We start from the raw sequence: 25486 nt of genomic DNA on the forward strand, positions 1-25486 counted from the left end.
GGCGTCAGGCTCCGGTGGCGCGCTGGTGGATGCGGGTGATGGCGTCGAGCGCGGAGAGGAGCGAACCCTCCATCCAGCCGCCGTAATAAGAGGCATGTTCGCCCGCGAGGACGATGCGGCCATCCATCGCGACGAGGTTCTGGTAATGCGCGGCGCGGGCGTCGTCCGACCAGCGCGAGGTGCAGCCCAGAATCCAGGGCAGTCGGCTCCAGGCGACGGAGGTGCCGTTCATGAACTCCTTGCGATAGGCGGCCGGGTGGAACACCGAGCCCTGCGCCAGCGCCATTTCGATGCGCTGGGCGGGCGTCATGCCGGCAAGCTGGAACCCGCCAGCATCGCGGGCAAAGGCGCCGAGCAGCACGGCCGGGCCGTTGCCAAACATCCTGTCATTGGGGTAGGAGATCAGCCCGATGGTCTGATCGGTGAAGCTGTGGCCGCCATAGATGGCGTCATCTTCCTCCCAGAAACGGCGGCGCATCTCCAGGCCGATCTTCACCTGCCCGCTATAGGGCACGGCGCGCATCGCGGCCTTGAGTGGCGCACCCACCTGCATGTCGAGCTGGCTGAGCACGGGCAGCGGAATGGTGTTCACGCACCAGTCGGCGCTGCTCTGGCCGGTCTTGCCGCTGGGAATATCCTGCCAATAAGCGGTGACGCCCTTGTCGTCCTGCGTGATGCGGGTGACCTTGGTGTTGAGCTGGACCACCGGGCCGACAGCGCGGGCGAAGGCCTTGCCGATCATGTCCATGCCGCCCTTGGGCTGGAACATGGTGGTCTGCATCACATTGTTGAAGAAGAAGCTCATATGCGCCCAGATGTCGGACGAGAGTACGTCGGACAGGCTGTTGATCTTCGAGGGTGTGGGTGCGCCGTTGACGCCGCCGCCGGGCGCGCGATCATAGCCGCGCTGTCCGGAGACGCGCAGGCTGCTGGTGAAATTGAGGTCGCCATCGAGCAGGCCAAAGCCGCGCAGGGATTCGAGCAGCTTTTCCTGATCTTCCTTGGTCACCGTGTCATTCAGCGCGCCCGCGTTGAGTGACTTGCCGAGCAGGTCCGAGACATGGCCTTTGAAATCGACCGCCAACTCCTTGTAGCGCTGCGGCTTCCCGCCGAACGCCTTGCTGTTGTGGACGAACGCATTGTGATCGAGCTGGATGAACGGCTCCATCGCCACGCCCAGCGTCTTGCAATAGTGCAGGAGCGAGCGGTGATGGTGCGGAATGCGCCACGGGCCGGGATTGAGGTAATTGCCGGGCTGGAAGGCGCAGGTCTGCGAGACGCCGCCGACTTCCACGACCTTGTCGCCACCACGCACCGAGTAATTCCGGCCGCCGGGGCGATCCTGATATTCGAGTATTTCGACGGCATAGCCCGCGCGCTGCAACTCATAGGCAGCGACCAGACCCGCAAGGCCGGCGCCGAGGATCAGCACCTTCTTGCCCTTGGGCGCGCCGGTGAGCTGGGGCGGGCCGGTGAATTGCGATTCCGCCGCATGGCCCAGCGCTGTCATCGCCTGATAGAGCGCGACCGTGCCGCCGACCTTGCCGATCATCGCCAGCATATCCCGCCGGGTCGGCCGCAGTGATGTCGTCATCCTTGCTTGTCCTTTGATGCCGGTGCCCGGTGGAAAAGGGAGGCGCGATCCCCCGATGCGCCTCCCTCGACCCTCACGGCATTTTCGCCGCGATGGCCTCGATCTCCACATACATGGTCGGGCGGCCCAGCGCGGCGACCTGGATGGTCGAGCGGGTGGGCTTGTTGGGCTGTTCCGCCGTGCCGAAGAAGGTGCGGAACACCTCATTCATCCCGGCTGAATCCATGCGGCCGCCCGTCTCCGGGGTGCCGACGAGGAAGACCGTCATCTTGACGATGTCGCCCATGGAAAAGCCCTTGGCTTCCAGCGAGGCCTTCATCTTGGTGAGGATGCTGAGCGTCTGCGCTTTGGTATCGCCCAGTTCTTCCGGCTTGGCCGGATCGACCGGCGAGGGTGTGGTGCCGGAAACGAACATGATGTTCGCGCCCGCCGGCACGAAGGCCAGCGAGGCGATGGGGGAGTTCGGCGCGCCATAGGTGCGCTCGACGGTCTGCGCGCCGGCGGCCGAGGGGAGCGCTGCAAGCAGCGCTCCTGACAACATGGCGGCGGTGATGCCGGTCTTCTTCAATGTCATTCTCCTCGTCCAGATACTGTTGATGTAAAGTTGCTCGTCTTGTTCGATCAGAACTTGAGCGTCAGGCGGGCGTAGTAATATCCGCCGTTCGAACCGTAAGGGCCGAAGGTATAGGGCGCGTTGAACGTGCCGCCGTTGTTGATGTAGGGCGAGACACCGGTCGTCGGCCACGTCGCGGGATCGTAGTTTCCAACGAGCGCCGGTACTTCCGGCATCTTGTCGAACAGGTTGTTCGCGCCGATCGCGAGGTTGGCGAACTTGGTGATCTCGTAGCTGAACTCCAGATCGACGATCGCGGCCGGCGCCACCTCGGCATTGTAGTAACGCTGGTTGTTCGACAGCAAGATCGGCGCGGGCAGGGCAGCGATGCCACGGCTCGCATTGCCGTTGGCCGATGTGCTGTTGGGCTGCACGAACTGATTGGTCTTGCTGTAGTAATTCACGCGGGCATTGGCGGTGAACTTGCCGCTGGTGAACAGGGCGCTGAAGTTGCCCTTGAAGGCCGGGCTGGCCTTCTCGATGATCTGCTCGGAGGTTGGGCCGAACAGGGTGCCCAGCTTGTTCTTCGTGACCTTGGTGAGGTTGTAGTTGCCGCCGATCGAGAAATCGATGTTACCGAAGGGCAGATCGACCGGATAACGCGCGGCGAGTTCCAGGCCCATCGTCCGGGTATCGATGCCGTTGGTGAAGGTCTGGATCGCGAGCGAACCGTTCGTCCGCACGGTCGGGTCGAGCTGCTTGCCGCTGGCATTGATGGCGTTGATAACGAGGTCATAGGGCGTCAGGCCATTGATCAGCGCGGCCGGCGTGTCGATACCGACACGTTGCGGCGGCGACGTCAGGTTGACGAACTGCTGGCCGGTGATGCTGCCCGAGGACACGATGCGGTCCTTGATCTTGATGAGATAGCCATCCAGCGTGATCGTCAAGCGCGAGATCGGGCGGAGCACGATACCGGCAGAGAAGTTGACCGACTTTTCCGGACTGAGCGCGCCGAACCCGGCGCTGGCCGATCCCGGCGAACTGGGCGCAAGTTGCAGCGTGGCAGAGGTCGGCCCGACGTTCGTGGCCGAGTAGCCGGATTCCTGCAGCGAAGGTGCGCGGAAGCCCGTGCTGGCCGTCCCGCGGATCGCGAAGGCCGGCGAGAAGTCGTAGCGCGTCGTGATCTTGCCGATCGTCGTGTCGCCGAAGTCGCTGTAATGCTCGTAGCGGCCGGCGACATCCACGGTCCAGTCGGGCACCGGGTTGACGGCGACGTCGATATAGGCCGCCTTGGCGTTGCGCGAGAGTGTGCCGGCATCGCTGAGAGCATAGCCGGGGAAGGACTGGCCGCCCTCGACATAGCGCGACAGCGCGTCGCCGGCGCCAATGGCGTAGGTTTCCTTGCGATATTCCGCACCGATGGCGAAATTCAGCGGGTCCTCGAAGCCAACGTCAAACTCCTTGCGAAGATCGAGGGTGCCGACGAACTGGGTGAACTTGAAGCTGCCGTCATAGAAGTCGGACGGCGACTGGCCGGTCGCGACAAACAGCGACGCGTTGGCCGAATTGGTGGTGTAGACCTTTGCGACGTCTTCCGAATAGCTGCCGGCCAGATCCCAGTCCCAGCCGCTGATCTCGCCGCGCAGGCCGGTGGTGAACTGGAATTCGTCCTGCTTCACCTCGATATGCGGCACGAGGCCGGTCTGGGCGCTGGTGCCGAAGCAGTTGGTCGGGTCCGTGGTCGTCGCGGCGCCGGCGGTGGTGCGGCACAGGCGGGTGGGATGGCGATAGCCCTGCAGGGCGTCACCATGACGATAGGAGATGTTGCCGAACGAGTAGAGCTCGACGCCACCGAAATCATAGCCGAAGTTATAGAAGCCAAGGGTCAACTGCGACGCCGGCTGGCCACCGTTGATCCCCGCGGTGCAGTTTTTGGCATTGCAGGCGTCGAGCAGGGGCTTGAAGGCTGCTGACACGTTGGTGACGGTGGTGCCGTCATAGTTCCGCACCGAGAACTGACCGTCGCCGACCGTTGTCCAGTCGTTGCGGCGATGGAAGAGCGACAGGTCAAGGAAGCCGCTCTCGCCGATCGGCATGCCGAAATTGCCGCTCGCGCTGTAGGTCGTACCTTCGCCGTCATAATATTGGCCGGCGTTGAACTTCACCGCGCCGCCATAAGTGTCCGACTTGAGGATGATGTTGATGACGCCGGCAATGGCGTCCGAACCATATTGCGCGGCGGCGCCGTCCTGCAGCACCTCGATGCGCTGAACGATGTCCGGCGGAATCAGGTCGATGCTCGGCGCGGCGGAACCGCCGAATGCGCCGTTGATGACCTGCAGGATGGAGTTGCCGTGGCGGCGCTTGCCGTTGACTAGCACCAGCGTGTGGTTGGGGCTGAGGCCGCGCAGGCGGGCCGAGAGCGAGAAGCTCGCCATATCGGTGCCCTGCGTCTGCGCCTGGAAGCTCGGCACGAGCTGGGTGAGGGCCTGGTTGAGGTTGGGCTGGCCCACCTTTTCCAGTGCGGAGGAGCTCAGCAACTGGATCGGCGCGGCGCTCTCTGCGGCCATCATGCCGGTGGAACGGGTGCCGGTGACGATGATCTCGCCGCCATCGGCCGGCGGCTCCTGCGGCGTTTCGGCCGTTTGCGCCACGGCTGCGGCGGGAATGGCTGCGCTCGTAAGGAGCAATAGGGCAGCAATATTTCTGCGCGTGATCATGAAGACGTCCCCCTTGTTCTCGTGGTGCGCTCTCCTTTTTGTCTGTCTTTTCGGCGGGTTATGGTTGTTGCGCCGAGCGTCCCGCGTCGCCCTGTGATATGCTCTTTTGCGCCTGGCTAGCTGATCGGACTGGTCGGGATTCGGACATACGCATTTTGTCGTATGGTGGCGGAGGGGGGGTATTCGTAGCTAACATCACTATGATTAGACGCGCTTATTCGGCTCGCCGCGACCTGGGTCGCATGTCTCTCAAGGCCATGTTGGCCAAGACCGTTCTGGCAGGTGCCGCCGCGCTGCTGCTGACTGCGGCACCCGCTCAGGCAGAGGTCACGCGGATCAAGGGCAATCCCAACGCAATCATTCTGGATGGCGTACGCGTCGGCGAAGGCATGGAGACGTTCTACCTCTCCGGCCAACTGCCGTCCCCGGTCGATCCCGCCAAGCCGATGAGCGAGGTCAAGACGCTGGAGGAGATGGGCGACACCAAGGCCCAGACGATCAGCACCCTCAACAAGATCAAGAGCCTGCTCGAGGCGCAGGGCTATAAGATGTCCGATCTGGTGAAGCTGTCGCTGTTCGTCGCGGCGGACCCGCGTACCGGCAAGATGGACTTCGCCGGCGTCAACGAGGGGTTCCGTCAGTTCTTCGGCACGCAGGCTAATCCCAATACCGTTGCGCGCTCCACTTTCCAGGTCGCCGCGCTTGTCGGCCCGCTCTACCTGATCGAGATCGAGGCCATCGCGGTGCGCAAGTCCAGCGGCGCGTCGCCGGAGGCCTCGTACATGCGGCCGCCGCGCCTTCCCCCCGCCCTGCGCAAGAAGTCGCTACTGGCCCAGCATGCGGATCGCGACAGCCGCCGCGGCTGAGCGGGTCTCCACCCCCAGCTTGTCGAAGATCCGCTCCAGATGCTTGGTGACGGTACGCGGGCTGATCTCCAGCACATCGCTGATCACGCGATTGGGTTTGCCATAGCTCACCCATAGCAGCACCTCGGCCTCGCGCCGGGTGAGCGGCAGGCGCTCCTGCAGGCGGTCGAGATCCTGCTCGGGATTGAGCTCATTAAGGCGGATCAGCACTTCATCCTCCCGATAATGGGCAATGACCTGCATCTCCAGCTCGCCCTGGCCCTTGGTCTGCCGAACGCGCACGGCATTGCCGGCGACGCCCTCGTCCTTGGTCAGCAGCTTCTCGATTTGGTTGCGGATTTCTTCCGGCAGCGCGGATTCACTGCGCAGCCAGCCGGGCGAGACGCGCGAGATGGCCTGTTCCGCACGCGGGGTGCACCACAAAAGGCTGCCGCGCGCATCGGTGGCCAGGATCAGCCGGTCGGTCGCATCGAGACTGGCGACGCTGGCATGGACGGCACGCCCCTGGGCCATATGCACGCGCACGCGGGCCAGCAGCTCCTGCAGGTCCACCGGCTTGCGGACATAATCCACCCCGCCCACCTCGAAGGCTTCGACCACATGCTCGCTCTCCGTCAGGCCGGTCATGAAGATGATCGGGATGCTGGCGAGCTGGGGATTGGCCTTGATCTTCTGCGTGGTCTCGAACCCGTCCATGCCGGGCATCACCGCATCCATCAGGATGAGGTCGGGCATGATGTTGCCCAGCTGAGCCAGCGCCACATGGCCGGAGGTCGCGACCAGTACGGAAATCTCGGCTGTCTCCAGCGCAGCAGTGAGCATCCGCAGCGTGTCCGGCTCGTCATCGACGATCAGGACGGTGTCCGAATGTCCGGGAATGCCAATCATGTCAGTAATCCTGTAAGAGGCGCGCCATGGCGGTCAGGTCGTATCGGTCGAGGTGCTGGTAAAGCTGGCGAACGAGCGGCTCGGCGGCGGGTGAGGCGCGCTCCAGCTGCTTGATCTCCGTTTCGATGCCGCGGATGTGCCCGATCCGCAGGCATTCCTGCATCCGGGCGATATGCTTGCGGGCGGTGTCGTCGAGCACAACCGGCGCTGGCTGCATGGCGGGCGGGGTATCCGGCCCGGCGCTGCCGACATCCGGCGCATCGTCCTGCCAGCGCCACGTCAGTTGCAGCAAATCGCCAATCGCGCCGACGAGCGATTCAAATTCCACCGGCTTGACGAGAAAGCGGTCGTGCTGCGGACTGTCATGCTCCGGCCGGTGCAGTTCCTCGCTATTGGCCGAGAGCATGAGGATTTGCAGCCGGTCGCCGAACATCGCGCGCAGTTCGCAGCCGATCTCCCAGCCGGATAGCCCCGGCAGGCTGATGTCCAGAATGGCGAGGTCCGGCGGCGTCTCGCGCGCGGCAAGCAGCGCCTGTTCGCCATCGGGCCGCGCCTCGACCTGAAAGCCGAGCCCGCGCAGCAATTGCTCGAGGAAGTGGCGTTGGTCGGCATCGTCCTCGACCAGCAGAACATGGCGGGGCTTGCCCTCATAGCCGGTGAGCTTGCGCATGGGCGCGGAGGAGAGGGCCTTGCCCGTCACCTCGCTCAGCATCATCACGATGCGGAAGCAACTGCCGCCTTCTGGCGTGCTGACCAGATCGAGCTGGCCGCCGAGAATCTCGACCAGCGTGCGCGAGATGGCGAGGCCGAGCCCGGCGCCGGACTCCCGCCCCTCGCCGCGCTCGAATGGCTCGAAGATGCGCTGCCGGTCTTCCGGCGCGATGCCCGGGCCGGTGTCCTTCACCTCAAAGGTGGCGATCTGCCCGGCATAACCCACTTTGAGCGTCACGCTGCCTTGCTGGGTGAACTTGATCGCATTGGAGAGCAGGTTGATCAGCACCTGGCGCAGCCGGTTCTGGTCGAAGCGGGCGATCTCCGGCAGGCGGCCGGTCTTTTCCAGCGTGAAGGTGAGGCCCTTGGCATGAGCGGCGGGGCGCATCATCGAGACGATATGGTCGAGGAAGCTGTTGAGGCGCACCTCTTCGGTGCGCACGCGCAGCATCCCGAATTCGAGCTGGGAGATATCCAGCAGGCCCTCGACCAGATTGGTCAGATGCTCCGAGCAGCGCAGGATGACCCGCGCTGCCTCCTGCGCGTTGACGCCATCGCCCCGCTCGAACAGCTGCGCATAGCCATAGATGGCATTGAGCGGCGAGCGGATCTCGTGGCTGACGCTGGCAAGGTAGCGGCTTTTGGCGAGGTTCGCGCTGATCGCACTCTGCCGTGCCGTCTCCAGTTCGCTGACCAGATGCTGGGCGCGGATCGTGTAGGCCGCCGCTTCCCGCCAGCGGCGAATGCCGAGCAGCAGCAGGAAGCTGAGCGCCAGAAGATCGAGGATGGTGAGCGTTTCCAGCAGCAGCCGATCTTGATTGTCGGACACCATGTGCAGGCCGACGAAAATCCCCCCAAAGGCCAGCCCGAGAAGCCCGAGCTTGACGAGGTGGGCGAGCCGGGGCGGTTGCGTCTCCAGCACGCCGGCGGCATCGATCTTCTCGATGGGAGCGGTGTCCCTGCGATGAAGATCCTGCCGCGTCATGGTCAGCCGATCTGCCGGTGACGCGGGCGGTGGCGACGCAGCGTCCTGAAGCCGGGAGAGTCCGACTCCATCGGCGATTGACCTTGGTTGACGCGCGCACGGTTCATTTGATGAATGGTGCATTGCAAAAAGGACAAACTCAAAGCCTCGCACGCGTGCAAGGCATTTTCCCGGAATCTGTGGCAAATTTGCTGCAGTGCGTCATAAGGAAAAAGGGCTGTGCCTATTGTGTTCTGGGCACAGCCCTGGCGGTGAGCTCGAGATCTGCGGGCTGGACGGTGATCCGCGCGAGAGCGCCGGTCTCGCTGGGCAACGCAGCGCTTCCGGCTGGCAGACCATTGGCCTGCAGCAGGAAGGCGATGATGGTCGTCGTGTCGTCCGGCGTCAGCGAGCCGGGCGCGAATTGCGGCATGGCCCGGCCGACATAATCATGCAGACTGGAGAGCGGGGCATTGCTCCAATGGGCCATGAAACGATCGCCAAGGCCGGGAATCTCGAACGTGCCTTCCAGCGCCCCGCCGTGGCACATGGCGCAACGCGTGGCGTAAAGGCGGGCGCCAGCCTCGGCCTGTGCAGCCGTATAGACGCCGTCTCGCGTGCTGGCTGTAGGTGGCGTGGCGGCGATCGCGGCGAGGGCGGTCAGGGCAGCGGCCAGGAGCGGAGCGGTGCGCAGCAGCATCGGTCAGCCCTGTGCCTGGAAGCCGGGCGCGAAGGCGGGCGCCATGATTTCCAGACCTTTCTCGATATCGGCGACATTGGGCAGTTCCATGCTGTCGCCCACGCCCAGCATCTCGCCCACATCTGGGTTATTGTTCATCACGACGATCCCGTCGCGCTTGGAGGTGAGCGAAACATTGCGATAGCGCACGCTGTAGAAGGCGTCGGGCTGCGGCACGAGCCAGCCGGTCTGGCCACGCACGGGGATGATGGTCTTGTCCTGCCACAGGTCCCGGGCCGCATAACCCGTGCAGTTGATCACGACCTTCTGCGGGAGCGCGGCATAGTCCGCCGGGCGAGCGAAGTCGCGCATCACGAACTGCCCGCCGCGCTCGAAAAACTCGCCGAGCATGACGTGGGCATAGCTGGCGAAGTTGAAGATCATCTGCGAGCTGCGCCGCACATGGGGTTGCGGGAAGGGGTTCTCCTCGGCGCTCAGCGGCTGGGCCTGCGGCACGATGTCCCGAATGCGCTCGCTATAATGGCCGAACTCGGAATTCTGCTGTGGCCGCCCACTCGTCGCGAAGTTCTGCGTGATTGCAGGGTCGGCTGGCCACTCCCGCCGAGTGATCGGCGTATCCGAAAGCTGGTAGGAATCGCCGAACTCCACCGGATGGCCCGGCAGACCGAGATAGGTGCGAAAGGCCTTCCACGAGAAGCGGGCCATGCGTTCCCACAGCTCGCCAAAGGCGGGGCCGGCGGGCTCGGCCAAGGCGATGCGGCTATCGGGCGTGAACGATCCGCTGGCGCGGAACGAGCGGGTCTGCTGGATGGACTCGCGTGCATAGAGCGTGACCTTGAGGCCGGCGCGCTGCGCCATCACCGCCGTCGTCAGGCCGATAATCCCGGATCCCACCACGGCAATCTCGCGCGGCAGCACGGAGAGCGCCTTGCCGACCGCGATGTCGGCGGAGCCCCAGGAGAGCGACCAGCCGCTGCCGCCATGGCCATAATTATGGATGACGAGGGCATCGCCCACCGTCTCCACGTCCAGATTCGGCCCGGCAGCGCGCAGCGGGCGGATGCAGCATTTTACGTCGATCAATTGGTCGCGGCTGATGCGGATGGGAACGAGTGCCGTCCGGCGGCTCGGCGCTCGCAGGGTCGCGGGACGGGAACCGGAGGCCGGGGCGCAGGCCTGCAGCCCGATTATGGCTGCGGCGCCGATCGTTCCTGTGAGCATGGCCCGGCGCTCGACGCCCAGCTGCCCCTCTTGCCGAAATTCTGCCATGCGACCCCCATTTGAGACGCAGACTGTAGGGCGCGAGGGGAGGGCAGCAATTGCCCAGAATACGTATTGAGTGCGCTGGAAAGGCTCAGTCCGCGCCGAGGCCGAGCGCGGCCCAGTCGAGCAGCTCTGTTTCTTCCCCAGCGCGCGCGGCTGGCGCGCCTTCCGGCCGGACGATCAGCGCATTGGCCTGGGCAGCGGCGTGCATCGCACCGCTATCCTGGAAAGCCAGCGGCGTGGCGATTCCTGCACCGTCGACAACCGCGCGCATGAACAGCCTGCGCTTGCCGCCCGGGGGGAGGTCAGCGCCGAGCCGAACCGTGCGGCTCTTGGGCAGCACATCCGTTCCGCCGGCAAGACGCCGAATGAGCGGCAGCAGGAACAGCGCGCCGGTGACCATTGCCGAGACCGGATTGCCGGGCAGGCCGAGCATGATCTGCCGCCCGATGCGTGCCACGATCAGCGGCTTGCCGGGCTGCATGGCGATCCGCCAGAAATCGATGCTGCCGCCTGCCGCCTCCAGCGCCGGGCGCACCAGATCGTGATCGCCCACGGACGCTCCGCCGGAGGTGACGATGACATCGGCGGTAGCCGCATCGCGCAGCGCGGCGGTCAGCGCATTCAGATCGTCCCGCACGATCCCCTCGCTGGTGACCACGCCGCCCGCGCCGCAAACCATGGCGCGCAACATCGCGCCGTTGGACGCCGGGAGCTTGCCGGGCGGGCAGGGCGCGCCGGGCGGGTTCAGCTCGTCGCCGGTAGAGAGGATCGCGACGCGCGGCTGGCGATGCACCGTCAGCGTTTCGTGGCCCGCGAGCGCCGCCAGGCCGATTTGCGCGGGACCGATGCGCAGGCTGGCGGGCAGCAACGTATCGCCCTGCGCAAAATCGCTGGCACGCGGGCGGACATGCCGCCCCGCACCGCCCGGTCCGTCGCCGGTCAGGCGAATGGACAGGCCATCGGCAGCGATATCTTCCTGCACCACCACGGTATCCGCGCCGGGGGGCAGCGGTGCGCCGGTGAAGATCCGCATTGCTTCGCCCGCGCCGATGGCCTGAGCCGGAGGAACGCTGCCCGCCGCGCTTTCGCCCACCAGGCGCCAGGGACCGGGAAGATCGGCATGACGGATCGCGTAGCCATCCATGGCGGAGAGGGCCGTCCAGGGCTGGTCGCGGACTGCGGTCAGCGGTGCGGCCAGCCATCGGCCGTTCGCCTCAGCCAATGAAACCGCCTCGGGCGCCAGCGGGGTGGCGAGGGCGAGCAGCCGCTGCTGTGCGTCGTCAACGGAGATCATGGCTGCACCGCCATGATTTCAGGCGGTCCAGTCGCCGGACTTGCCGCCCGCCTTGGCCGTCACGTGAATGTCGCGAATGACCATGTGCTTATCCACGGCCTTGAGCATGTCGTAGAGCGTCAGCAGGGCGGCGGAGACGGCGGTCAGCGCTTCCATCTCCACACCGGTCTTGCCGGATGTGCGCACGGTCGCGGTTGCGGTGGCGCCGCCGGCATCCAGCGCGAGGTCCAGTGTCAGGCCGGTGAGCGGCAGGGGATGACAGAGCGGAATGATGTCGCTGGTGCGCTTGGCGGCCATGATGCCGGCGATGCGCGCGGCGGCGAACACATCGCCCTTGGCGGCAGTGCCGTCCGCAATCGCGGCGCGGGCGGCCTCGTTCATGTCGATGCGGCCCGTGGCGCTCGCCGTGCGGCTGGTGTCGGCCTTGGCCGTCACATCCACCATGCGCGCGGCGCCGGCCTCGTCGGTATGGCTGAGCCCGCTCATGCGCCGATCAGCGCGCGGGTCGCCGCCTCGACATCATCCTGCCGCATGAGCGATTCGCCGACCAGGAAGCAGCACACGCCATGCTCCGCCATGGCATCGAGGTCCGCCTTCGAGCCAAGACCGGACTCCGCGACGAAGGTGCAGCCCTCCGGCGCGCTGCCGACCAGCTCATAGGTGCGGGCGAAATCGACCGAGAAATCCTTGAGGTTGCGGTTGTTCACGCCAATCAGCCGCGAGCGCAGCGTCAGCGCCCGCTCCAGCTCGGCGGCATCATGCACCTCCACCAGCGCATCCATGCCGAGGCCAAGCGCGGCATCCTCGATCTCCTGCATCTGCGCATCGGAGAGGGCCGCGACAATGATCAGCACGGCATCGGCGCCGATCGCCCGGCTCTCCAGCACCTGCCAGGGATCGACCATGAAGTCCTTGCGGATTACCGGCAGCGAGACGGCGGCGCGCGCCGCGATGAGATAATCCTCATGGCCCTGGAAATAGGGCGCGTCGGTCAGCACCGAAAGGCATGCCGCGCCGCCCGCCTGATAGGCGCGGGCATGGGCCGGCGGATCGAAGTCGGCGCGGATCAGCCCCTTGGAGGGCGAGGCCTTCTTCACCTCAGCGATGAGGCCATAGCCGCCCGCCGCCACCTTGGCGTCGAGCGCGCGACGGAAGCCGCGCGGCGGGGTCTGGGAGGCAGCCATCGCCTGCAGGTCAGCGAGTGACGTCGCCTGCTTGCGGGCAGCGACCTCGTCCCGCTTGGTGGCGCAGATTTCATCGAGCTTGTTCATGCGTAGGCGATCCAGCAGTCGAGCAGGGTGTTGGCAAGGCCGCGGTCGAGGGCTTCGGTGGCTTCCTCGACACCCTCGGCCAGTGTTTCGGCCTTGCCGGCGACGATCAGCGCCGCAGCGGCATTGAAGAGCACGGCATCGCGATAAGGGCCGGCCTCGCCCAGCAGCAGCGCCCGCAGTTTCGCGGCATTATAGGCCGGGTCGCCGCCCTTTATCGCGTCGATAGGGTGTGACGGCAGCCCGGCATCGGAAGCGCTGATCCGCCGCATTGCAACGATGCCGTCGCTTGTCACATCCGCCACGTCATTGCCGCCGGCGAGCGAGAGTTCGTCCAGCCCCTCATCGCCGGAGATGACCATCGCGCGTTCGGTGCCCAGCTCGGCCAGCGCCTGCGCATAGATCGGCACATAGGCCGGGCGCGCGATGCCGATGAGTTGGCGGGTCACGCCGGCCGGATTGGCGAGCGGCCCCATCAGGTTGAAGATGGTCCGACGGCCCAGCGCCTTGCGGATCGGCGCGATCCGCGCGAGCGAGGGATGATGCTTTTGCGCAAAGAGGAAGCAGATTCCGAGATCCGCCAGCGTGCGCTCGGCGGTGTCTGCCGCGCGGTCGAGGTCGAGCCCCAGCGCCTCGAGCGTGTCGGCGGCGCCGGCCTTGGAGGACGCAGCACGATTGCCATGCTTGGCCACCGGCGCGCCACAGGCGGCAACGACGAGGCTGACGGCGGTCGAGATGTTGAGTGTGTGATGGCCATCGCCACCGGTGCCGCACACGTCGATGGCCCCCGCCGGCGCCTGCACGGGAATGAGGCGCGCACGCATCTCCTGCGCGGCGGCGGCAATCTCGGTGGCCGTCTCGCCGCGCTCGGCCAGTGTGATCAGAAAGGCGGCGATTGCTTCGTCCTCCACCGTGCCATCCAGAATGGCTGCGAAGGCGCGGGCGGCGTCCTCCGGCGAGAGAGGGCTGGCAGGATCGGGCAAGCTGTTCATTGCCGATCCTTTGCAATCTGCGGCGCGCAAAGTCGAGCGTCGATCAATGCTCTGCCGTCAAAGGATCGCGATGCGAAGCTGTTGACGCTGCCGTGCCTGTCGTGGCAATGGCTCCAGCGCATCGCCACTGAGCGGTCGTCCCGGCCGAGTGCTGGTGAGGGTCGGCGAACGGTCGATGAGCGGGTATAGCTCAATGGTAGAGCACTAGCCTTCCAAGCTTGTGATGCGGGTTCGATCCCCGCTACCCGCTCCAGCCTTTTTTCCGCCATTTTTACGCTTCGTCACGGGATTGTTTTGCTCCGTGTTTTGCTCGCATCCTCTCGGCGAGCGAAATCACAACCGCTGCGCTGTCCACATAGGTGCTGCGAATCTTACCGACGCGGGCGGGCGACCACCCCATAATCCAGGCGGCATCTTCGTCGGCCAGTTCGCATTCCGTCAGTAGATAGGTGCAGAAGGTGCCGCGCACGTCATGGAGATGCTTCGGCCGTTTTACGGGCTCCCCGTCATCCCCTTCCTCGACATGCACGATGTTGGCCTTGTCGCGGACCAAGCCGAAACTCATGCTGCCGCCGAAGCCAGCTCCCGTCCACGGCTTACCGCGTTCATTGACCAGCACCGTGTTGACGCCTTCCTTGCCTTTGCGCGTCCGTAGTTCCGCCAGGAGCTCTTCCAGTGCTTCGGTCATCGGCACGACGACCTTGCGACGCTTTGCGCGGCTCTTCTTCAAGGCGGTCTTGATGTCGCCACTTCGCCGAGATGATCCCAGGTAAGTGACACAAGATCGGCGCGGCGTAATCCGGTCAGCGCGGCAAGGCGCAACCCGTCATAGAGAAGGGGCTTCTTCAATTCGAGGGCCGCTCGTTTGAACGCTTCCATATCATCGGCAGTCCAGATGATATCGGCGCGATTGCCGCCTTTGTAGAGATGCGGGATGCTCTCCGCGACATTGATACGCGCGCGCCCGTGCAGGCGACCGAACTTCAACAATTCGCGAAGCACTGTCACGCCCACGTCGGCAGCGCGCGGCGTGGACGCTCGCTCATCCCGCCACTTCATAACCTTGGCGACCATGCGGAAATCGTCCCAAACGGCAATCGGCTTGTCGCCCCACCTTTTCTCGATCAGGTCTGGTTTTAGGAGGCAGCTGTTTGCGCAGAAATCTGCGCTAGCAAGACGCTTGACGATCGCCCCATATTCTAATTGACGTGGGCGGAAGTGTTCGGATCCTTTGACGCCCTTGAGCAAACATTGAGAGACGAAGGAAGCTCAATACAAGGAGCAGATTGCGTTCGCGCTGACGTGCTCCCCAAAGCTCCTCCACTCATAAATTGAGTCCGGGGTTGTCATGGTGCTAATCTGGGCGGGGGTTGCACAAGCCGCTTGGCAGCATCGGCGGGTGTCAGCCCACCTATCCCGCCATTCTTGGCCGGTAGCGGAATAGCGAGTCACCGTTGCTGAAAGCGAAATTGCTGCTGCTCCTGAAGCGCCTCCAATCGGCAACGGACTCCCCGCTTTGCTGGTACCTGTGTCAATGATCTAGGCGCGAACTAAAGCCGCAGGGGAAGTGTGCGCAATCCGATCCGGTTAGCTGATTGGAACAATAGGCTTCGGCGGCATTCTTTAATGATTTGGCGATACAGCAGCCTAATGCGAGAATTGAGTTTATCGTCTCGCCTTGCGAGTGCGACCGCAGAAGGACGATCATGATCACACCTGCTCCGCTGATCGCAGCGGCATCGCGCCGCCTGCATCATCGTACTTTCCGTGACTCTGACGGAATTCGAATGGTGAGTCAGGATGGCAAGCGGGCGTTCTGGCTCAGGCCCGATCAGTATCGTGATCTTCTTTCTGATTATGTCCAGAAGTTTCGACCGATCAGTAAGCGCACCAATTGGGGTTTCACTCTATCCATACCAGTCACGATTTTGAGTCTCGGACTGACTCATGTCTGGGGGCTGGATGTCTTGCTCGATAGGCCCGGAATGGCCGGGTTTTCTTTCATTTGGGCTCTTATCGTCCTGACGTGGTGGCCAATGCTTATGGTCTTTTATCACTGGACGGCGATGAGGCGCATCTCATCGAACTTGGAAAAGAGGTTGCATGCCTTTCCAACAGCGCCGATGCCACCAGCTCGACCCGTGGCCTTCCAGACCCTGGAAATCGTAGCCCTGTTCTTGCTTGGACCAGGTCTCATAATCAATATCATCGGAAGCTTGTTCCCGCACCTCTTTGACCAGACTCCTTGGATGGGCCAAAGCGTAGGGCTGGAGTCAATCATCGGTTTGATCATATTGGCGATTCTGATCGGACGACGACTGACCAAACGCCGTCTGGCTCGAGCGCCTGCGTCAGCGCCTGCAGGCTCTGCGCCAACGGAGTTTAGCTCTCCGTCAGGTCAAGCCGCACCTACTAGCCGAGTGGCGAAGATTGCCGCAAGGGCGCGCGACCAACAAGTGACGGATTAGTCGGCGTGTCCGGAATGGCAGCTTCTGATGCTCAAATCGGATTTCCGACCCCACCGCAGTAAGGGCCGGAACGCCGCTACATGTCGGTCCGCTCGGACAAAGTGAGTGCATCGTCAACGTCTACACCTAAATATCTGACCGTGTTCTCGATGTTAGTGTGGCCAAGCAAGATCTGCACGGCCCGCAGGTTACCCGTTGCCTTATAGATGAGTGATGCCTTTGTCCGCCTCATCGAATGCGTGCCATACTCGCGGCAATCGAGCCCAATAGTTGTGACCCATTCGTCAACCAGCCGCGCGTATTGCCGAGTGCTGAGATGTCCCACGTAATCGATCCGACTTGGGAAAGCGAAATCGAGAATTGTCCCTCCACGGCGCTGCAACCACGCTTCCGAGGTCCTTTGTGCTTCGGTCATGATCTCAAATTGAACCGGTCGACCGTCTTCTGTGGGATTACCGTCGCGTGGTTGCGAATATGGCCGCCACTTACGAGGTCGCCAATCCTGATCTTGACGAGATCACAGCCCCGCAATTTGCTGTCGATTGCCAGATCGAACACCGCTCGGTCACGCAGGCGCCTATGTTGAGATAAAAGCGAATGGCCCAAATGTCTCGTGGCTGAGCGGGCGTTTAGGCCCGGCATTTTGTTCTAAGTTCCAAGGGCGCCTTTCGTGAACAGCCGGATCAAGGTCTGAATGTCCCATGACACATCTCCATTTGGCCGGAATGGTCTTTGGAGAATACCGCTGCTAGTTGGGCGAGTGATTGCACCAACATAGCAGACGTTTAGCAAATGCTGGAGTTCAGAAGCGGCCGTTCATTAATAACCCAAATGTCGTTTCGCCGAATTGTAGCGTCCCCAATACCGGATGGTCGGCTATTGATGGGCATTGCCGGCATGAAATCCTCAAATTTCAGATATGTACCAAATCGGGGCAGTCTCAATCCCGCGATAGCGGAGCCAAATCAGCCCCCCACGCATTGTGGTTAACGCGCATGCCATACAATGGTGGGCTGAGGGGGAGGAATGGTCACAATATCGAAGACCGAGGTGGCCGCAGACCACATATTTGCAGAACCGGACGGTGGGCGCCCGATCGATCAGGACGGACAATCTGACCGGGTTGCAGACGATCTGGACTGGATTTTGAGCAAGTTCGCCGGTCGCGTCTTTGCGGACGAGGCGGTTCTTTCCCTTCATCGCGACGACAACAGCCCAGAGCTGCTTGCGCGAGTGAGCCCCAATCGCGCCCTGCTCTCCGATCCGCACTTGGCGGTGGCGATCGCCTGCCAAGATACCGACGCGCTTCATTACACCGGCCAAGGTGCGCGTGTTGCTTGGCACGAACTGACGCAGGTCGAGGAAGCGAAGCGTGCGATGACCTTGGCCGTGGCAGAACATGGCGGGCTGCGCCTGATCCTCACGGCGCTTTACCGCCATGCCAACATGGTCCAGCGGCTCGCCGCCGAACAGATGGCCAAGAAGCTGCAGCCCGTGCTTGCGGGCTATTTTCGTCTCTGGCTGCATGCGCGAAGCCAGCAGCGCGCCTTGATCGCCTATAAGTCGGCGCTCGACCTGAGCGACGTGGCGATTATCATTCTTGACGGCCATGGCGCGGTGATCGGCGAGAATGCCGTCGCCACGCTGATGTTCCAGAAGCGGGATGTGGTGCACAAGTCGCGCTATTCGCTTGTTGCCGTCAATCGCGGCGAGACCACCAAGCTGCACGCGGCCATGGACCATGCGTCGCACGATGGCGAAGCGGTGCTGATCAGCCTGAGCCGGAAGAATTATCGCCGGCCTCTCATGGCCCTTTTATCGCCGACATTCACGCGCCCGGAAATTTCCGCGGATCCTTCTTTCGTCCTGTGCATTTATGATTCGGACACGGACGTAACCCTGGCGCTCCAGCGCTGTTGCGACGCCTATCGGCTCACCAAGACCGAGGGTCAGCTGGTCCACCATCTGGTTTGCGGCCTCGCACTGAATGATGCTGCCGCCCGGATGAAAATCGCGGAGGCCACCGCGCGAAGTTATTTGAAACAAATCTTCGGAAAAACGGCCACCCATCGGCAATCTGATCTTATCAGGGTGATGTTATCGAGCATTGCTCGAACATCATTGGGTCATTTTTCCGCCCTCTGATTCAGAAGCCCGATTCCCTCTTATTATTCTGAGACTTTCGTTCGTCTTCACAATTATCACACTCACCCCCAAATGAGGGTTACTCATACAGCGCTATGAGGGGGGAAGAGATAGTTCGGTGGGGGTGAAGGTTAATTCGCCGTTAACCTATTCAGGGTGGGTCTCCGCGGAGGCGGAGTCGATGCGTCGATCGGGGAAAGCCCCGAGGGCGGCGTGGGAACCCTGAAAGGACGACAATCGATGAAAACTCTACTGATCACGGCCTCGGCCGCCGCGCTTATCGCGGCATCGCCCGCGCTGGCGCAGGACGGCAACACCGTCAGCGATAGCGGCAACAACAGCTGGATGGCCGAATCCACCACCACCACCACCACCAGCGACAGCGGCAACAGCGCCTGGACCGCAAACACGTCCACGAACGTGGCCACCAACACGGATAACAGCGTTGCCGACAGTGGTAACGATATGTCGAACAACTCGGTCAACACCGCCGACAGCGGCAACACGATGACGTCCGACAGCGGCAATTCTGCCTGGACGGCCAACACCACCACGAACACGGACAACAGCGTGGCGGACAGCGGCAATAGCGCCACCACAACCACCACCAGCGACAGCGGCAATTCGGCTTGGACCTCCAATGCCACCACCAACACCGACAACAGCGTCGATGTGGCGGACAGCGGCAACGACATGTCGAATAACTCGGTGAACACCGCTGACAGTGGTAACACCACAACCACGACGAGCGACAGCGGCAACTCGGCCTGGACGTCCAACGCCACGACCAACACCGACAATAGCGTCGATATTGCCGACAGTGGCAATGACATGTCCGACAACAGCCTCACTGTCTCCGACAGCGGCAATGATATGTCGAACAACTCGGTGAACACCGCCGACAGCGGTAACACCAGCACGAGCGACAGCGGCAACAGCGCCTGGACGTCGAACACCACCACGAACACGTCCACGGACAACAGCGTCGCCGATAGCGGCAACGACATGTCCAATAATTCGGTGAACACGGCCGACAGCGGCAATGACTCGTCCACGCACGACATGTCGGACAACAGCTCCGCTTCGGGCGCGCAGGTTGCGGCCAACAATGGCGGCACGGCAACCGACAGCCGCGACATGTCCTCTCAGGATGACAGCTCGACCAACACCGTGGCCAGCAACAACAGCTGGGAAGACAATTCGGACAATTCCGATCACAGCTGGGCCTTCAGCGGCGGTGATACCGCAGCCGGTTCCGCCAAGTCGGATTCCGTCTTCGGTGACAGCGCCCTGGTCGCCAGCGCCAACCTCTCAAGCTATGTCACGGGCGTGAGCGTCAGCTTCGACGGTCGTGGCGGCGAGTCCCCGGTGGCTGATAACAGCATCCGCACGGGTGGCAGCGCATTCCAGAACTTTGCTGGCATGCAGGCGGTCAACCAGAACACCGGCGTTGGCGCATCGCAGAACGCGTCGGTGAGCGTGGCGGTCTCCGCGGGCGACATCACGCTTCGCTAAGCCTCTCCAACTGGCCGGCGATCTCCACCGCCGGCCAGTCTTTTCACATCATAAAGGGAGAGGATGCATGAACCGATTTCTATTCCGCCGGGCATGGCTTGTGACCTTGCCGTGCAGTTTTGCCTCGGCTGCCCTTGCGCAACCGCCATTTGAGGGCGCGGCGCCGCCCGTCGACGTCGCCACGCTCGAGCAGGTGACAGGCCGCGCGGATCTCAACCAGATCGCCCAGTCCGAGCATGTTGCCGCCGTATCGGACAGCAGCGTGAGCGGCAATTCCGTGACCGGGGCGGTGGCCATCGATGGGAACGCATTCCAGAACCTTTCCGGCCTCGCGATCATCAATGCCAATTCCGGCAACAACGTCGCGATCAATTCTTCGATGAACGTCAACATCGCCCTGCTGCCCGCACAATAATGGCGCGCATGCTCCTTGCCGCACTCATGCTGCTCTCCGGCTGCAGTGCGCAGGTGAGCGGAGGGCCGACGTTCCAGCTCGGAGCGGCGGGTCTCGGCGATGTCACGCCGCCTGTCACGTCGTTCGAGGACCGGCGATTTTTAACGGTCGTTCGGCAGCAATATGATTTCAGTTGCGGTTCGGCTGCCCTCGCCACGTTGCTGACTTATCATTATCGCCGGAGCAGGGCGGAAGCCGACGTGTTCAACGGCATGTGGCGCGTGGGAGACCGTGCGCAGATTACCCGGCTCGGCTTTTCGTTGCTCGACATGAAGCGCTACCTTGCCAATGCCGGCCTCAGCGCGGACGGATACAAGGTCTCGCTCGACCAAGTCGCTGCGGCAGGCGTGCCCGGCATCGCGTTGATCGAGGCGAACGGCTATCGCCATTTCGTCGTGGTCAAAGGCATCAGCGCGGAGGAGCTGCTGATCGGAGATCCGGCGCTCGGTCTGCGCACCATGTCGCGACCCGCGTTCCAGCGCGCTTGGAACGGCATTTATTTCGTGATCGGCGAGGATACTGCGGTGGGGCGCAGCGCCTTTAATGGGGATCGGCAGTGGGCGGCCTTCTCCCGCGCACCGGTCGGCGCCGCATTCGTTCAGCCGCTCAGCCAGCAAGCACTGGCTTTGACTGCGCCCTTCATGAGGGACTTCTAGCCATGAACCGCCATCTCATCTCGGCCGTTGCAGCAGTTGTCCTCTGCAACCCCGTCTTCGCGCAACCGCCGGTCGAGGGACACGAGCCGGTGCCGGAGGATGTTCTGGCCGAAAGCCGCGGCAAATTCCTCCTCCCCAACGGTGTGGAAGTCGCCATGGCCGTACAGACCGATACGAGCGTCGACGGGCAATTGCTCCTGCGCAGTGTCTTCACCGTCGACCAGGGCGCGCCGCGCCTTGCCATCTACGCGCCACAGTCGACAAGGCAGCCCGACGCGCCAGGCACCAGCGGCCCCTCGCAACACGCGGGCAACCCGGGTGATGTCTGGGTCAGTTTCGACCGCGAGAGCGGTGTCTCGCTCGTCGAGCGGAGCTATCGTCCGAGCGTCGGCGCCGTCACCGTGAGTACGGGCGAGCAGGCGGAGATCGGCCTCAGCCCTGATGGGGCGGCGCCACTCCCGCTGGGGCCGGGCGATCGCGCGCAAACCCAGAACGGCACGGTCGGGCTCGATCGGCTAGGCAGCGGTTTCAAGGTGACCTTGTCGCAGCAGGATCTGGAGGTCAGCCACGTGTTTGGGCAGGCCTTGGGCAGTGTGCTCCTCAACAGCGGTAACAACCGTGCGATCGAGACCAGCACGACGATCAACCTCGATCTGATGAACGCCACGCCCGCGATCGTCGGCTCGGCCATGCCGAGGATCGACAGCATGGCGCTTGACGCGACGCGGGATCTTATTCGTTGAAGGAAGGACACAAATGACCAGAATAGGTCGGCTCCTGGGGGGAGTGGCAATGCTTGGCGGCGCACTGGCTGCATCACCGGCATGGGCCCAGCCAACGGGCACCGCGCTGCCACAGTCGAGCAAAGCCAGCCCCGAACTGAAGCAGGCGCTCAGCCTCATCGCCCGGCAGCAACAGCAGTTGGAAGCGCAGGAGGCGCGCATTCGTGCGCTGGAGCAGCGCCTTGCCATGGATGCGCAACCAAGTGGCGCAACGGCGGCGCCATCGGCAGCAAATCCGCCGCAAACTGTTCAGTCCGCCAGCAACGCTGTCCCGCCGCCGCGCGCGCCCAATGGTGCGCCCCAGGCCCCGGCTGGCCCCGTGGGGGAAGCGCCACCGGATATCGATCGCCCCCCCGAGGTCGCGGTGCTGGGAGAGCAAGGCAGCGTCGTGACCCGGCGCGGTCAGCTCACCGCCGAGCTTCAGCTCGATTATGCGCGGGCCGACCGCAACCGTGCGCTTTTCCGCGGCATCGAAGTGGTGGAGTCCGTGCTCGTTGGCGTGTTCGACATCAACGAGAGCCGGCAGGACGTGCTCACGGCATCCGCCGGCCTGCGTTATGGGCTCCTCGGCAATGTCGAGATCGGCGCCCGTCTTCCGTTCGTCTATCGCAATGACAAGTCGGTGCTGGCCCCGATTCAGGGCACGACGGGCGATCCCGATGCGGCGACCATCGATAGCAGTACCAGCGGCCGGGGGATTGGCGACCTTGAGCTGTCGGCGCGCTATCAGCTGAGCTCTGCGCGTGGCGGCTGGCCGTTCCTGATCGGCAATTTGCAGGTTGTGGTGCCCACCGGCACCGACCCGTTCGACATCTCTCGGGATACGCTGGGCCGCGCGACCCGTGCGGCCACGGGGTCCGGCTTCTGGGGTGTGACGCCGAGCCTGACCGCAATTCTGCCCAGTGACCCCGCCGTCCTGTTCGGCTCCATTGGCTACACCCGCAATTTCGGTCACGGGGTCGATACGGTCATCCCGCCGGTGCGTATCACCTATGTGAAGCCGGGAGACGCGATATCCGTCAGCATGGGGATCGGCGTATCATTGAACCAACGCACCTCGTTCAACCTGGGTTATGCGCACAGCTGGTCCTTCGGCACGCGCACCACGCAGCGTCTGCTGATGCCCACGATGGACTGGGGCGACCCGCAGGTGCAGACGGCGCGCGATCTCCAGATCGGCCGCCTGCTGTTCGGCGTAAGCTACCGCGCGACGGACCGCACGACGCTGAACTGGTCCGTCGAGATAGGGGCGACCGAAGATGCCACCGATCTGCGCACGGTGCTGCGCATCCCGTTCGTGTTGTCGAGGGGCAGGTGACGCCGCGGAACGTAGTCGTTCCAGCGCGCCTGGCCTGTTTTCTGCTGCCTTACAATGGCCCGCGTTCGGATCTGCCCGCCGCTGACTGGGTCGCCAAATCTTCATTTGCACCTGGTCACGGCCCCGCCGTTTGCTGTTCGATCGCTAGATCGACAACGTTCGATCTCATAAATGGCGTCGCTGATCGAGGTAGAAGTGAATCTCCCAAATTTGTTTCGGCTTCACAGCACGCTTTCACGCCGACTGTCCTTCGTGCATTCCAGGTCCGATGCTTGGTGTTGGGTTCTGTTTCAGGCATCTCCATGATCATTCTCCAGTGGCCGGAATGGCCATTGGAGAATGCTCGATCTATTGAGGGGATGAATTCAGCGGCGCACCTGGCGACCAGTGTCGGTCGTTCCCATCAGCCAGGATGAGTGACCGGTCGCGGCAAAACATGACGTTAGTGTGATTCTCAGCGGCCAAGCAAGATTCGCCCTCAAAACCGTCGTTTGATTGAGCAGGCGACCAAGCTAGAAGCTGCCGTTCGTTAATTTGCTGCGCACATCGGAATTAGCCCATTTGCATGTTGAGCTCGTGGTTGATCTTCAGCCCCTCTTTGAAGGCTTGAGCTGCGACAGTGAGGTCTGGGAAAATACGAGTTTCACTCATCCCAAACAGCTGTAGCGCAATTCTGATCTGCGCCTTTTTCTGGTGAGGAACGGAAAAGACAGGTGCTACATCCACGGGCTCTTCTGCTTCACAATGAAGAGTCATTAGGCTGTCCTGCGCAAGTGTCCGCGCGTTCATGAAAGCAGTGTCTAGCAGAAGGGGGCGCGGGCGAGATTCTTTGTAGAGCGCGACGGATTCCGGCTTCGAAATCGGATGGAATCCCGCTGTGTTCAACTGGATCACCTCTCCATCTGCCGCGATCTCATTACCTTCCCCATCCTGAGCTGGGAGACAGGCGAAATACAAGGCAACCAATGGATTGGTCGTCCAATCGAGCAGCAACGTCGGAATGCCGTAATGTTGCGCCAGCACGAGAAATTCGACATCGCTAAGCGGTTGGTGCTGAACAAAGCGCCTCGCCATTCGCTTCCAGACTTCGAACTCTGTCTTGCTGGTAAGCCCTGCTTCACCTGGCCGCAACGCAACGGGTAGAGGTTTCCATTGCGCATTCGCATGTCCCCGGAATGCACGCGTTAGCACCTGTGCCTCGGCCAGCGCTGCCATATAGTCCGAGATGATGTGGAGACCTATCTTCTCAGGCTCTTTGAATTGATTCAGCGCCACCATCATTCGCCCCCTCAGTTACTGTGCTCAGGTTATCGGGTGTGAGCTGATAGCAGTTATTGCCTGATCCAGGCTTCTGCTGAAGACGATAATTTAGCTGCAATAGTTCATTTCCGCCAACAAAGCGGTCATTCAGCGCGACTTCTATTCTGTCTGAAAACCGACATTCGTTCATGTGCTGGAGTCTGGACCATATCGATGCGGGCTCGGTCCATTTGCCGAGCCCGCACTGAGACCTGGGTATGTTAGCCCAATTAGATGCTTTCGGAACCGGTGTAGCGCCAGTCGCGCCGCATTTTACGCGGTAAGGCACGTGTGAGTTGGCATTTTGACCAATCCAGCAGTTGCTTTTTGCGCGCCCTGAAATCCGGCTCGGATACTAGATGCGCATCACGATCACGGAACAGCTGACGAAGTTCTTCACCCACGGTGATGGGCCGAAAGACACGTAGTAAGAAAGGCAAATCCGTGCGGAGCGGCCTCACGGCATTAGAACCTTATCGACGACGTGGATGACGCCATTGGACTGGTTGACGTCTGCAATGGTGATGCGGGCCTTGCCGCTTTTCGTATCGGTCACCCACCAGGCACCCTTAGGATCCTGCGAGAGGGTGATGTCCTGGCCTTCGACAGTTTTGAACATCGCTTTGCCGCCGTGCATCTTCGCCATGGAAGCAATTTCCTTAGCGTTATGCTTGCCGGGCACGACATGATAGGTCAGCACCTTGACCAGCATGGCTTTGTTCTCGGGCTTCAGTAGATTGTCGACAGTGCCGGCAGGCAGCATGGCGAACGCCGAATTGGTTGGCGCAAAGACCGTAAAGGGCCCTTTGCCGTTAAGCGTGTCGACGAGGCCTGCGGCCTTCACGGCAGCGACGAGTGTCGTGTGATCCTTCGAGTTGACGGCATTTTCGACGATGGTCTTGGTCGGATACATGGCTGCGCCGCCGACCATCGGATTGGCTGCTGCGACGGCAAGCGTACCGATCGACGTCAAGGCAAGGATGCTTGCGATCCGCAGGGCTGTGCTAGATTTAGGCATGAAGACATGTCC

At 62.8% G+C, this 25486-nt stretch carries 23 protein-coding genes, 1 tRNA gene and 1 pseudogene; 9 read left to right on the top strand and 16 right to left on the bottom strand.

Annotated elements, in window-relative coordinates; translation table 11 throughout:
* Positions 1-4: 4 nt before the first annotated feature.
* From M2337_RS05970 to M2337_RS05980, 3 genes are all read right to left on the bottom strand, one after another.
* The gene (locus M2337_RS05970; protein ID WP_264572070.1) at positions 5-1594 is read right to left on the bottom strand and encodes a flavin monoamine oxidase family protein; all 1590 of its coding nucleotides are present in this window, start codon (positions 1592-1594) and stop codon (positions 5-7) included.
* Between the two features lie 73 nt (positions 1595-1667).
* Entirely contained in the window at positions 1668-2168 is a 501-nt protein-coding gene (locus tag M2337_RS05975) for a Rid family hydrolase (RefSeq protein ID WP_181558756.1), read from the bottom strand.
* A gap of 47 nt (positions 2169-2215) precedes the next feature.
* Positions 2216-4870, bottom strand: coding sequence for a TonB-dependent receptor plug domain-containing protein (locus tag M2337_RS05980; protein WP_181558757.1), 2655 nt, complete (start codon positions 4868-4870; stop codon positions 2216-2218).
* 242 nt (positions 4871-5112) lie between these two features.
* On the opposite strand from M2337_RS05980, the gene M2337_RS05985 reads away from it, so the two are divergent.
* A complete protein-coding gene (locus tag M2337_RS05985; RefSeq protein ID WP_264572071.1) occupies positions 5113-5736 on the top strand; it encodes a RidA family protein in 624 nt (207 codons plus the stop codon).
* On the opposite strand, the gene M2337_RS05990 is transcribed toward M2337_RS05985, so the two are convergent.
* The 8 genes from M2337_RS05990 to trpD all read right to left on the bottom strand — a co-directional run bounded on the left by M2337_RS05990 (position 5695) and on the right by trpD (position 13819).
* Positions 5695-6624: a DNA-binding response regulator gene (locus tag M2337_RS05990; RefSeq protein WP_181558759.1), complete on the bottom strand. Its 930-nt coding sequence runs from the start codon at positions 6622-6624 to the stop codon at positions 5695-5697. The genes M2337_RS05985 and M2337_RS05990 overlap by 42 nt on opposite strands.
* Before the next feature lies 1 nt (position 6625).
* The gene (locus M2337_RS05995) at positions 6626-8320 is read right to left on the bottom strand and encodes a hybrid sensor histidine kinase/response regulator (RefSeq protein ID WP_264572072.1); all 1695 of its coding nucleotides are present in this window, start codon (positions 8318-8320) and stop codon (positions 6626-6628) included.
* Between the two features lie 223 nt (positions 8321-8543).
* On the bottom strand, positions 8544-8999 hold the full coding sequence (locus tag M2337_RS06000; RefSeq protein ID WP_264572073.1) for a c-type cytochrome: 456 nt from the start codon (positions 8997-8999) through the stop codon (positions 8544-8546).
* A 3-nt stretch (positions 9000-9002) separates the two neighbouring features.
* Positions 9003-10268, bottom strand: a complete 1266-nt coding sequence (locus tag M2337_RS06005) for an FAD-dependent oxidoreductase (protein WP_264572074.1) — start codon at positions 10266-10268, stop codon at positions 9003-9005.
* An 85-nt stretch (positions 10269-10353) separates the two neighbouring features.
* Positions 10354-11559, bottom strand: a complete 1206-nt coding sequence (gene glp / locus M2337_RS06010; protein ID WP_264572075.1) for a gephyrin-like molybdotransferase Glp — start codon at positions 11557-11559, stop codon at positions 10354-10356.
* A gap of 18 nt (positions 11560-11577) precedes the next feature.
* The gene (gene moaC / locus M2337_RS06015) at positions 11578-12045 is read right to left on the bottom strand and encodes a cyclic pyranopterin monophosphate synthase MoaC (protein ID WP_264572076.1); all 468 of its coding nucleotides are present in this window, start codon (positions 12043-12045) and stop codon (positions 11578-11580) included.
* Positions 12042-12830 (bottom strand): indole-3-glycerol phosphate synthase TrpC, encoded by a 789-nt coding sequence (gene trpC / locus M2337_RS06020; RefSeq protein ID WP_264572077.1) that lies wholly within the window; start codon positions 12828-12830, stop codon positions 12042-12044. The genes moaC and trpC overlap by 4 nt, the downstream gene beginning before the upstream one ends.
* Positions 12827-13819: an anthranilate phosphoribosyltransferase gene (trpD, locus tag M2337_RS06025; RefSeq protein WP_264572078.1), complete on the bottom strand. Its 993-nt coding sequence runs from the start codon at positions 13817-13819 to the stop codon at positions 12827-12829. The genes trpC and trpD overlap by 4 nt, the downstream gene beginning before the upstream one ends.
* 179 nt (positions 13820-13998) lie before the next feature.
* Here trpD and M2337_RS06030 point away from each other — a divergent pair.
* Positions 13999-14072: transfer RNA gene (locus tag M2337_RS06030), tRNA-Gly, on the top strand.
* An 18-nt stretch (positions 14073-14090) separates the two neighbouring features.
* Here the strand turns inward: M2337_RS06030 and M2337_RS06035 are convergent.
* Positions 14091-14549, bottom strand: a complete 459-nt coding sequence (locus tag M2337_RS06035) for a hypothetical protein (protein WP_264572079.1) — start codon at positions 14547-14549, stop codon at positions 14091-14093.
* Positions 14546-15067: a hypothetical protein gene (locus M2337_RS06040; RefSeq protein ID WP_264572080.1), complete on the bottom strand. Its 522-nt coding sequence runs from the start codon at positions 15065-15067 to the stop codon at positions 14546-14548. Before M2337_RS06040 ends, M2337_RS06035 begins: the two co-directional genes overlap by 4 nt.
* 458 nt (positions 15068-15525) lie before the next feature.
* Between M2337_RS06040 and M2337_RS06045 the strand changes: the two genes are divergently transcribed.
* Positions 15526-16287: a hypothetical protein gene (locus M2337_RS06045; protein ID WP_264572081.1), complete on the top strand. Its 762-nt coding sequence runs from the start codon at positions 15526-15528 to the stop codon at positions 16285-16287.
* Between the two features lie 76 nt (positions 16288-16363).
* Here the strand turns inward: M2337_RS06045 and M2337_RS06050 are convergent.
* Positions 16364-16990, bottom strand: a pseudogene (locus M2337_RS06050) (tyrosine-type recombinase/integrase).
* A 323-nt stretch (positions 16991-17313) separates the two neighbouring features.
* On the opposite strand from M2337_RS06050, the gene M2337_RS06055 reads away from it, so the two are divergent.
* From M2337_RS06055 to M2337_RS06080, 6 genes are all read left to right on the top strand, one after another.
* Positions 17314-18432 (top strand): helix-turn-helix transcriptional regulator, encoded by a 1119-nt coding sequence (locus M2337_RS06055; RefSeq protein WP_181558606.1) that lies wholly within the window; start codon positions 17314-17316, stop codon positions 18430-18432.
* 240 nt (positions 18433-18672) lie between these two features.
* Positions 18673-19947 carry a hypothetical protein gene (locus tag M2337_RS06060; RefSeq protein WP_220128492.1) on the top strand — a complete coding sequence of 425 codons (1275 nt, stop codon included), beginning with the start codon at positions 18673-18675 and terminating at the stop codon, positions 19945-19947.
* A 67-nt stretch (positions 19948-20014) separates the two neighbouring features.
* Positions 20015-20362: a hypothetical protein gene (locus M2337_RS06065; protein WP_264572082.1), complete on the top strand. Its 348-nt coding sequence runs from the start codon at positions 20015-20017 to the stop codon at positions 20360-20362.
* Between the two features lie 8 nt (positions 20363-20370).
* Positions 20371-21057, top strand: coding sequence for a C39 family peptidase (locus M2337_RS06070; RefSeq protein ID WP_264572083.1), 687 nt, complete (start codon positions 20371-20373; stop codon positions 21055-21057).
* A 2-nt stretch (positions 21058-21059) separates the two neighbouring features.
* Positions 21060-21800 (top strand): hypothetical protein, encoded by a 741-nt coding sequence (locus M2337_RS06075; protein WP_264572084.1) that lies wholly within the window; start codon positions 21060-21062, stop codon positions 21798-21800.
* A gap of 13 nt (positions 21801-21813) precedes the next feature.
* On the top strand, positions 21814-23157 hold the full coding sequence (locus tag M2337_RS06080; protein ID WP_264572085.1) for a transporter: 1344 nt from the start codon (positions 21814-21816) through the stop codon (positions 23155-23157).
* 552 nt (positions 23158-23709) lie between these two features.
* Here the strand turns inward: M2337_RS06080 and M2337_RS06085 are convergent.
* Both M2337_RS06085 and M2337_RS06090 read right to left on the bottom strand, forming a co-directional pair.
* A complete protein-coding gene (locus tag M2337_RS06085; protein WP_264572086.1) occupies positions 23710-24438 on the bottom strand; it encodes an FRG domain-containing protein in 729 nt (242 codons plus the stop codon).
* Between the two features lie 475 nt (positions 24439-24913).
* On the bottom strand, positions 24914-25474 hold the full coding sequence (locus tag M2337_RS06090) for a fasciclin domain-containing protein (RefSeq protein ID WP_181558481.1): 561 nt from the start codon (positions 25472-25474) through the stop codon (positions 24914-24916).
* Positions 25475-25486: the final 12 nt, after the last annotated feature.

This window comes from Sphingobium sp. B2D3A, from assembly GCF_025961795.1.
In the GTDB taxonomy this organism is placed as follows: Bacteria; Pseudomonadota; Alphaproteobacteria; order Sphingomonadales; family Sphingomonadaceae; genus Sphingobium.

Bases quoted from the DNA above. Each gene is read 5' to 3' on its own strand.
- M2337_RS06045 (WP_264572081.1), top strand. From the start codon at position 15,526: ATGATCACACCTGCTCCGCTGATCGCAGCGGCATCGCGCCGCCTGCAT.
- M2337_RS06065 (WP_264572082.1), top strand. From the start codon at position 20,015: ATGAACCGATTTCTATTCCGCCGGGCATGGCTTGTGACCTTGCCGTGC.
- M2337_RS06080 (WP_264572085.1), top strand. From the start codon at position 21,814: ATGACCAGAATAGGTCGGCTCCTGGGGGGAGTGGCAATGCTTGGCGGC.
- M2337_RS05990 (WP_181558759.1), bottom strand. From the start codon at position 6,624: ATGATTGGCATTCCCGGACATTCGGACACCGTCCTGATCGTCGATGAC.
- M2337_RS06070 (WP_264572083.1), top strand. From the start codon at position 20,371: ATGCTCCTTGCCGCACTCATGCTGCTCTCCGGCTGCAGTGCGCAGGTG.
- M2337_RS05995 (WP_264572072.1), bottom strand. From the start codon at position 8,320: ATGACGCGGCAGGATCTTCATCGCAGGGACACCGCTCCCATCGAGAAG.
- M2337_RS06075 (WP_264572084.1), top strand. From the start codon at position 21,060: ATGAACCGCCATCTCATCTCGGCCGTTGCAGCAGTTGTCCTCTGCAAC.
- M2337_RS06060 (WP_220128492.1), top strand. From the start codon at position 18,673: ATGAAAACTCTACTGATCACGGCCTCGGCCGCCGCGCTTATCGCGGCA.
- M2337_RS06000 (WP_264572073.1), bottom strand. From the start codon at position 8,999: ATGCTGCTGCGCACCGCTCCGCTCCTGGCCGCTGCCCTGACCGCCCTC.
- M2337_RS05985 (WP_264572071.1), top strand. From the start codon at position 5,113: ATGTCTCTCAAGGCCATGTTGGCCAAGACCGTTCTGGCAGGTGCCGCC.
- M2337_RS06085 (WP_264572086.1), bottom strand. From the start codon at position 24,438: ATGATGGTGGCGCTGAATCAATTCAAAGAGCCTGAGAAGATAGGTCTC.
- trpC (WP_264572077.1), bottom strand. From the start codon at position 12,830: ATGAACAAGCTCGATGAAATCTGCGCCACCAAGCGGGACGAGGTCGCT.
- glp (WP_264572075.1), bottom strand. From the start codon at position 11,559: ATGATCTCCGTTGACGACGCACAGCAGCGGCTGCTCGCCCTCGCCACC.
- moaC (WP_264572076.1), bottom strand. From the start codon at position 12,045: ATGAGCGGGCTCAGCCATACCGACGAGGCCGGCGCCGCGCGCATGGTG.
- M2337_RS05970 (WP_264572070.1), bottom strand. From the start codon at position 1,594: ATGACGACATCACTGCGGCCGACCCGGCGGGATATGCTGGCGATGATC.
- trpD (WP_264572078.1), bottom strand. From the start codon at position 13,819: ATGAACAGCTTGCCCGATCCTGCCAGCCCTCTCTCGCCGGAGGACGCC.
- M2337_RS06055 (WP_181558606.1), top strand. From the start codon at position 17,314: ATGGTCACAATATCGAAGACCGAGGTGGCCGCAGACCACATATTTGCA.
- M2337_RS06090 (WP_181558481.1), bottom strand. From the start codon at position 25,474: ATGCCTAAATCTAGCACAGCCCTGCGGATCGCAAGCATCCTTGCCTTG.
- M2337_RS05975 (WP_181558756.1), bottom strand. From the start codon at position 2,168: ATGACATTGAAGAAGACCGGCATCACCGCCGCCATGTTGTCAGGAGCG.
- M2337_RS06005 (WP_264572074.1), bottom strand. From the start codon at position 10,268: ATGGCAGAATTTCGGCAAGAGGGGCAGCTGGGCGTCGAGCGCCGGGCC.
- M2337_RS05980 (WP_181558757.1), bottom strand. From the start codon at position 4,870: ATGATCACGCGCAGAAATATTGCTGCCCTATTGCTCCTTACGAGCGCA.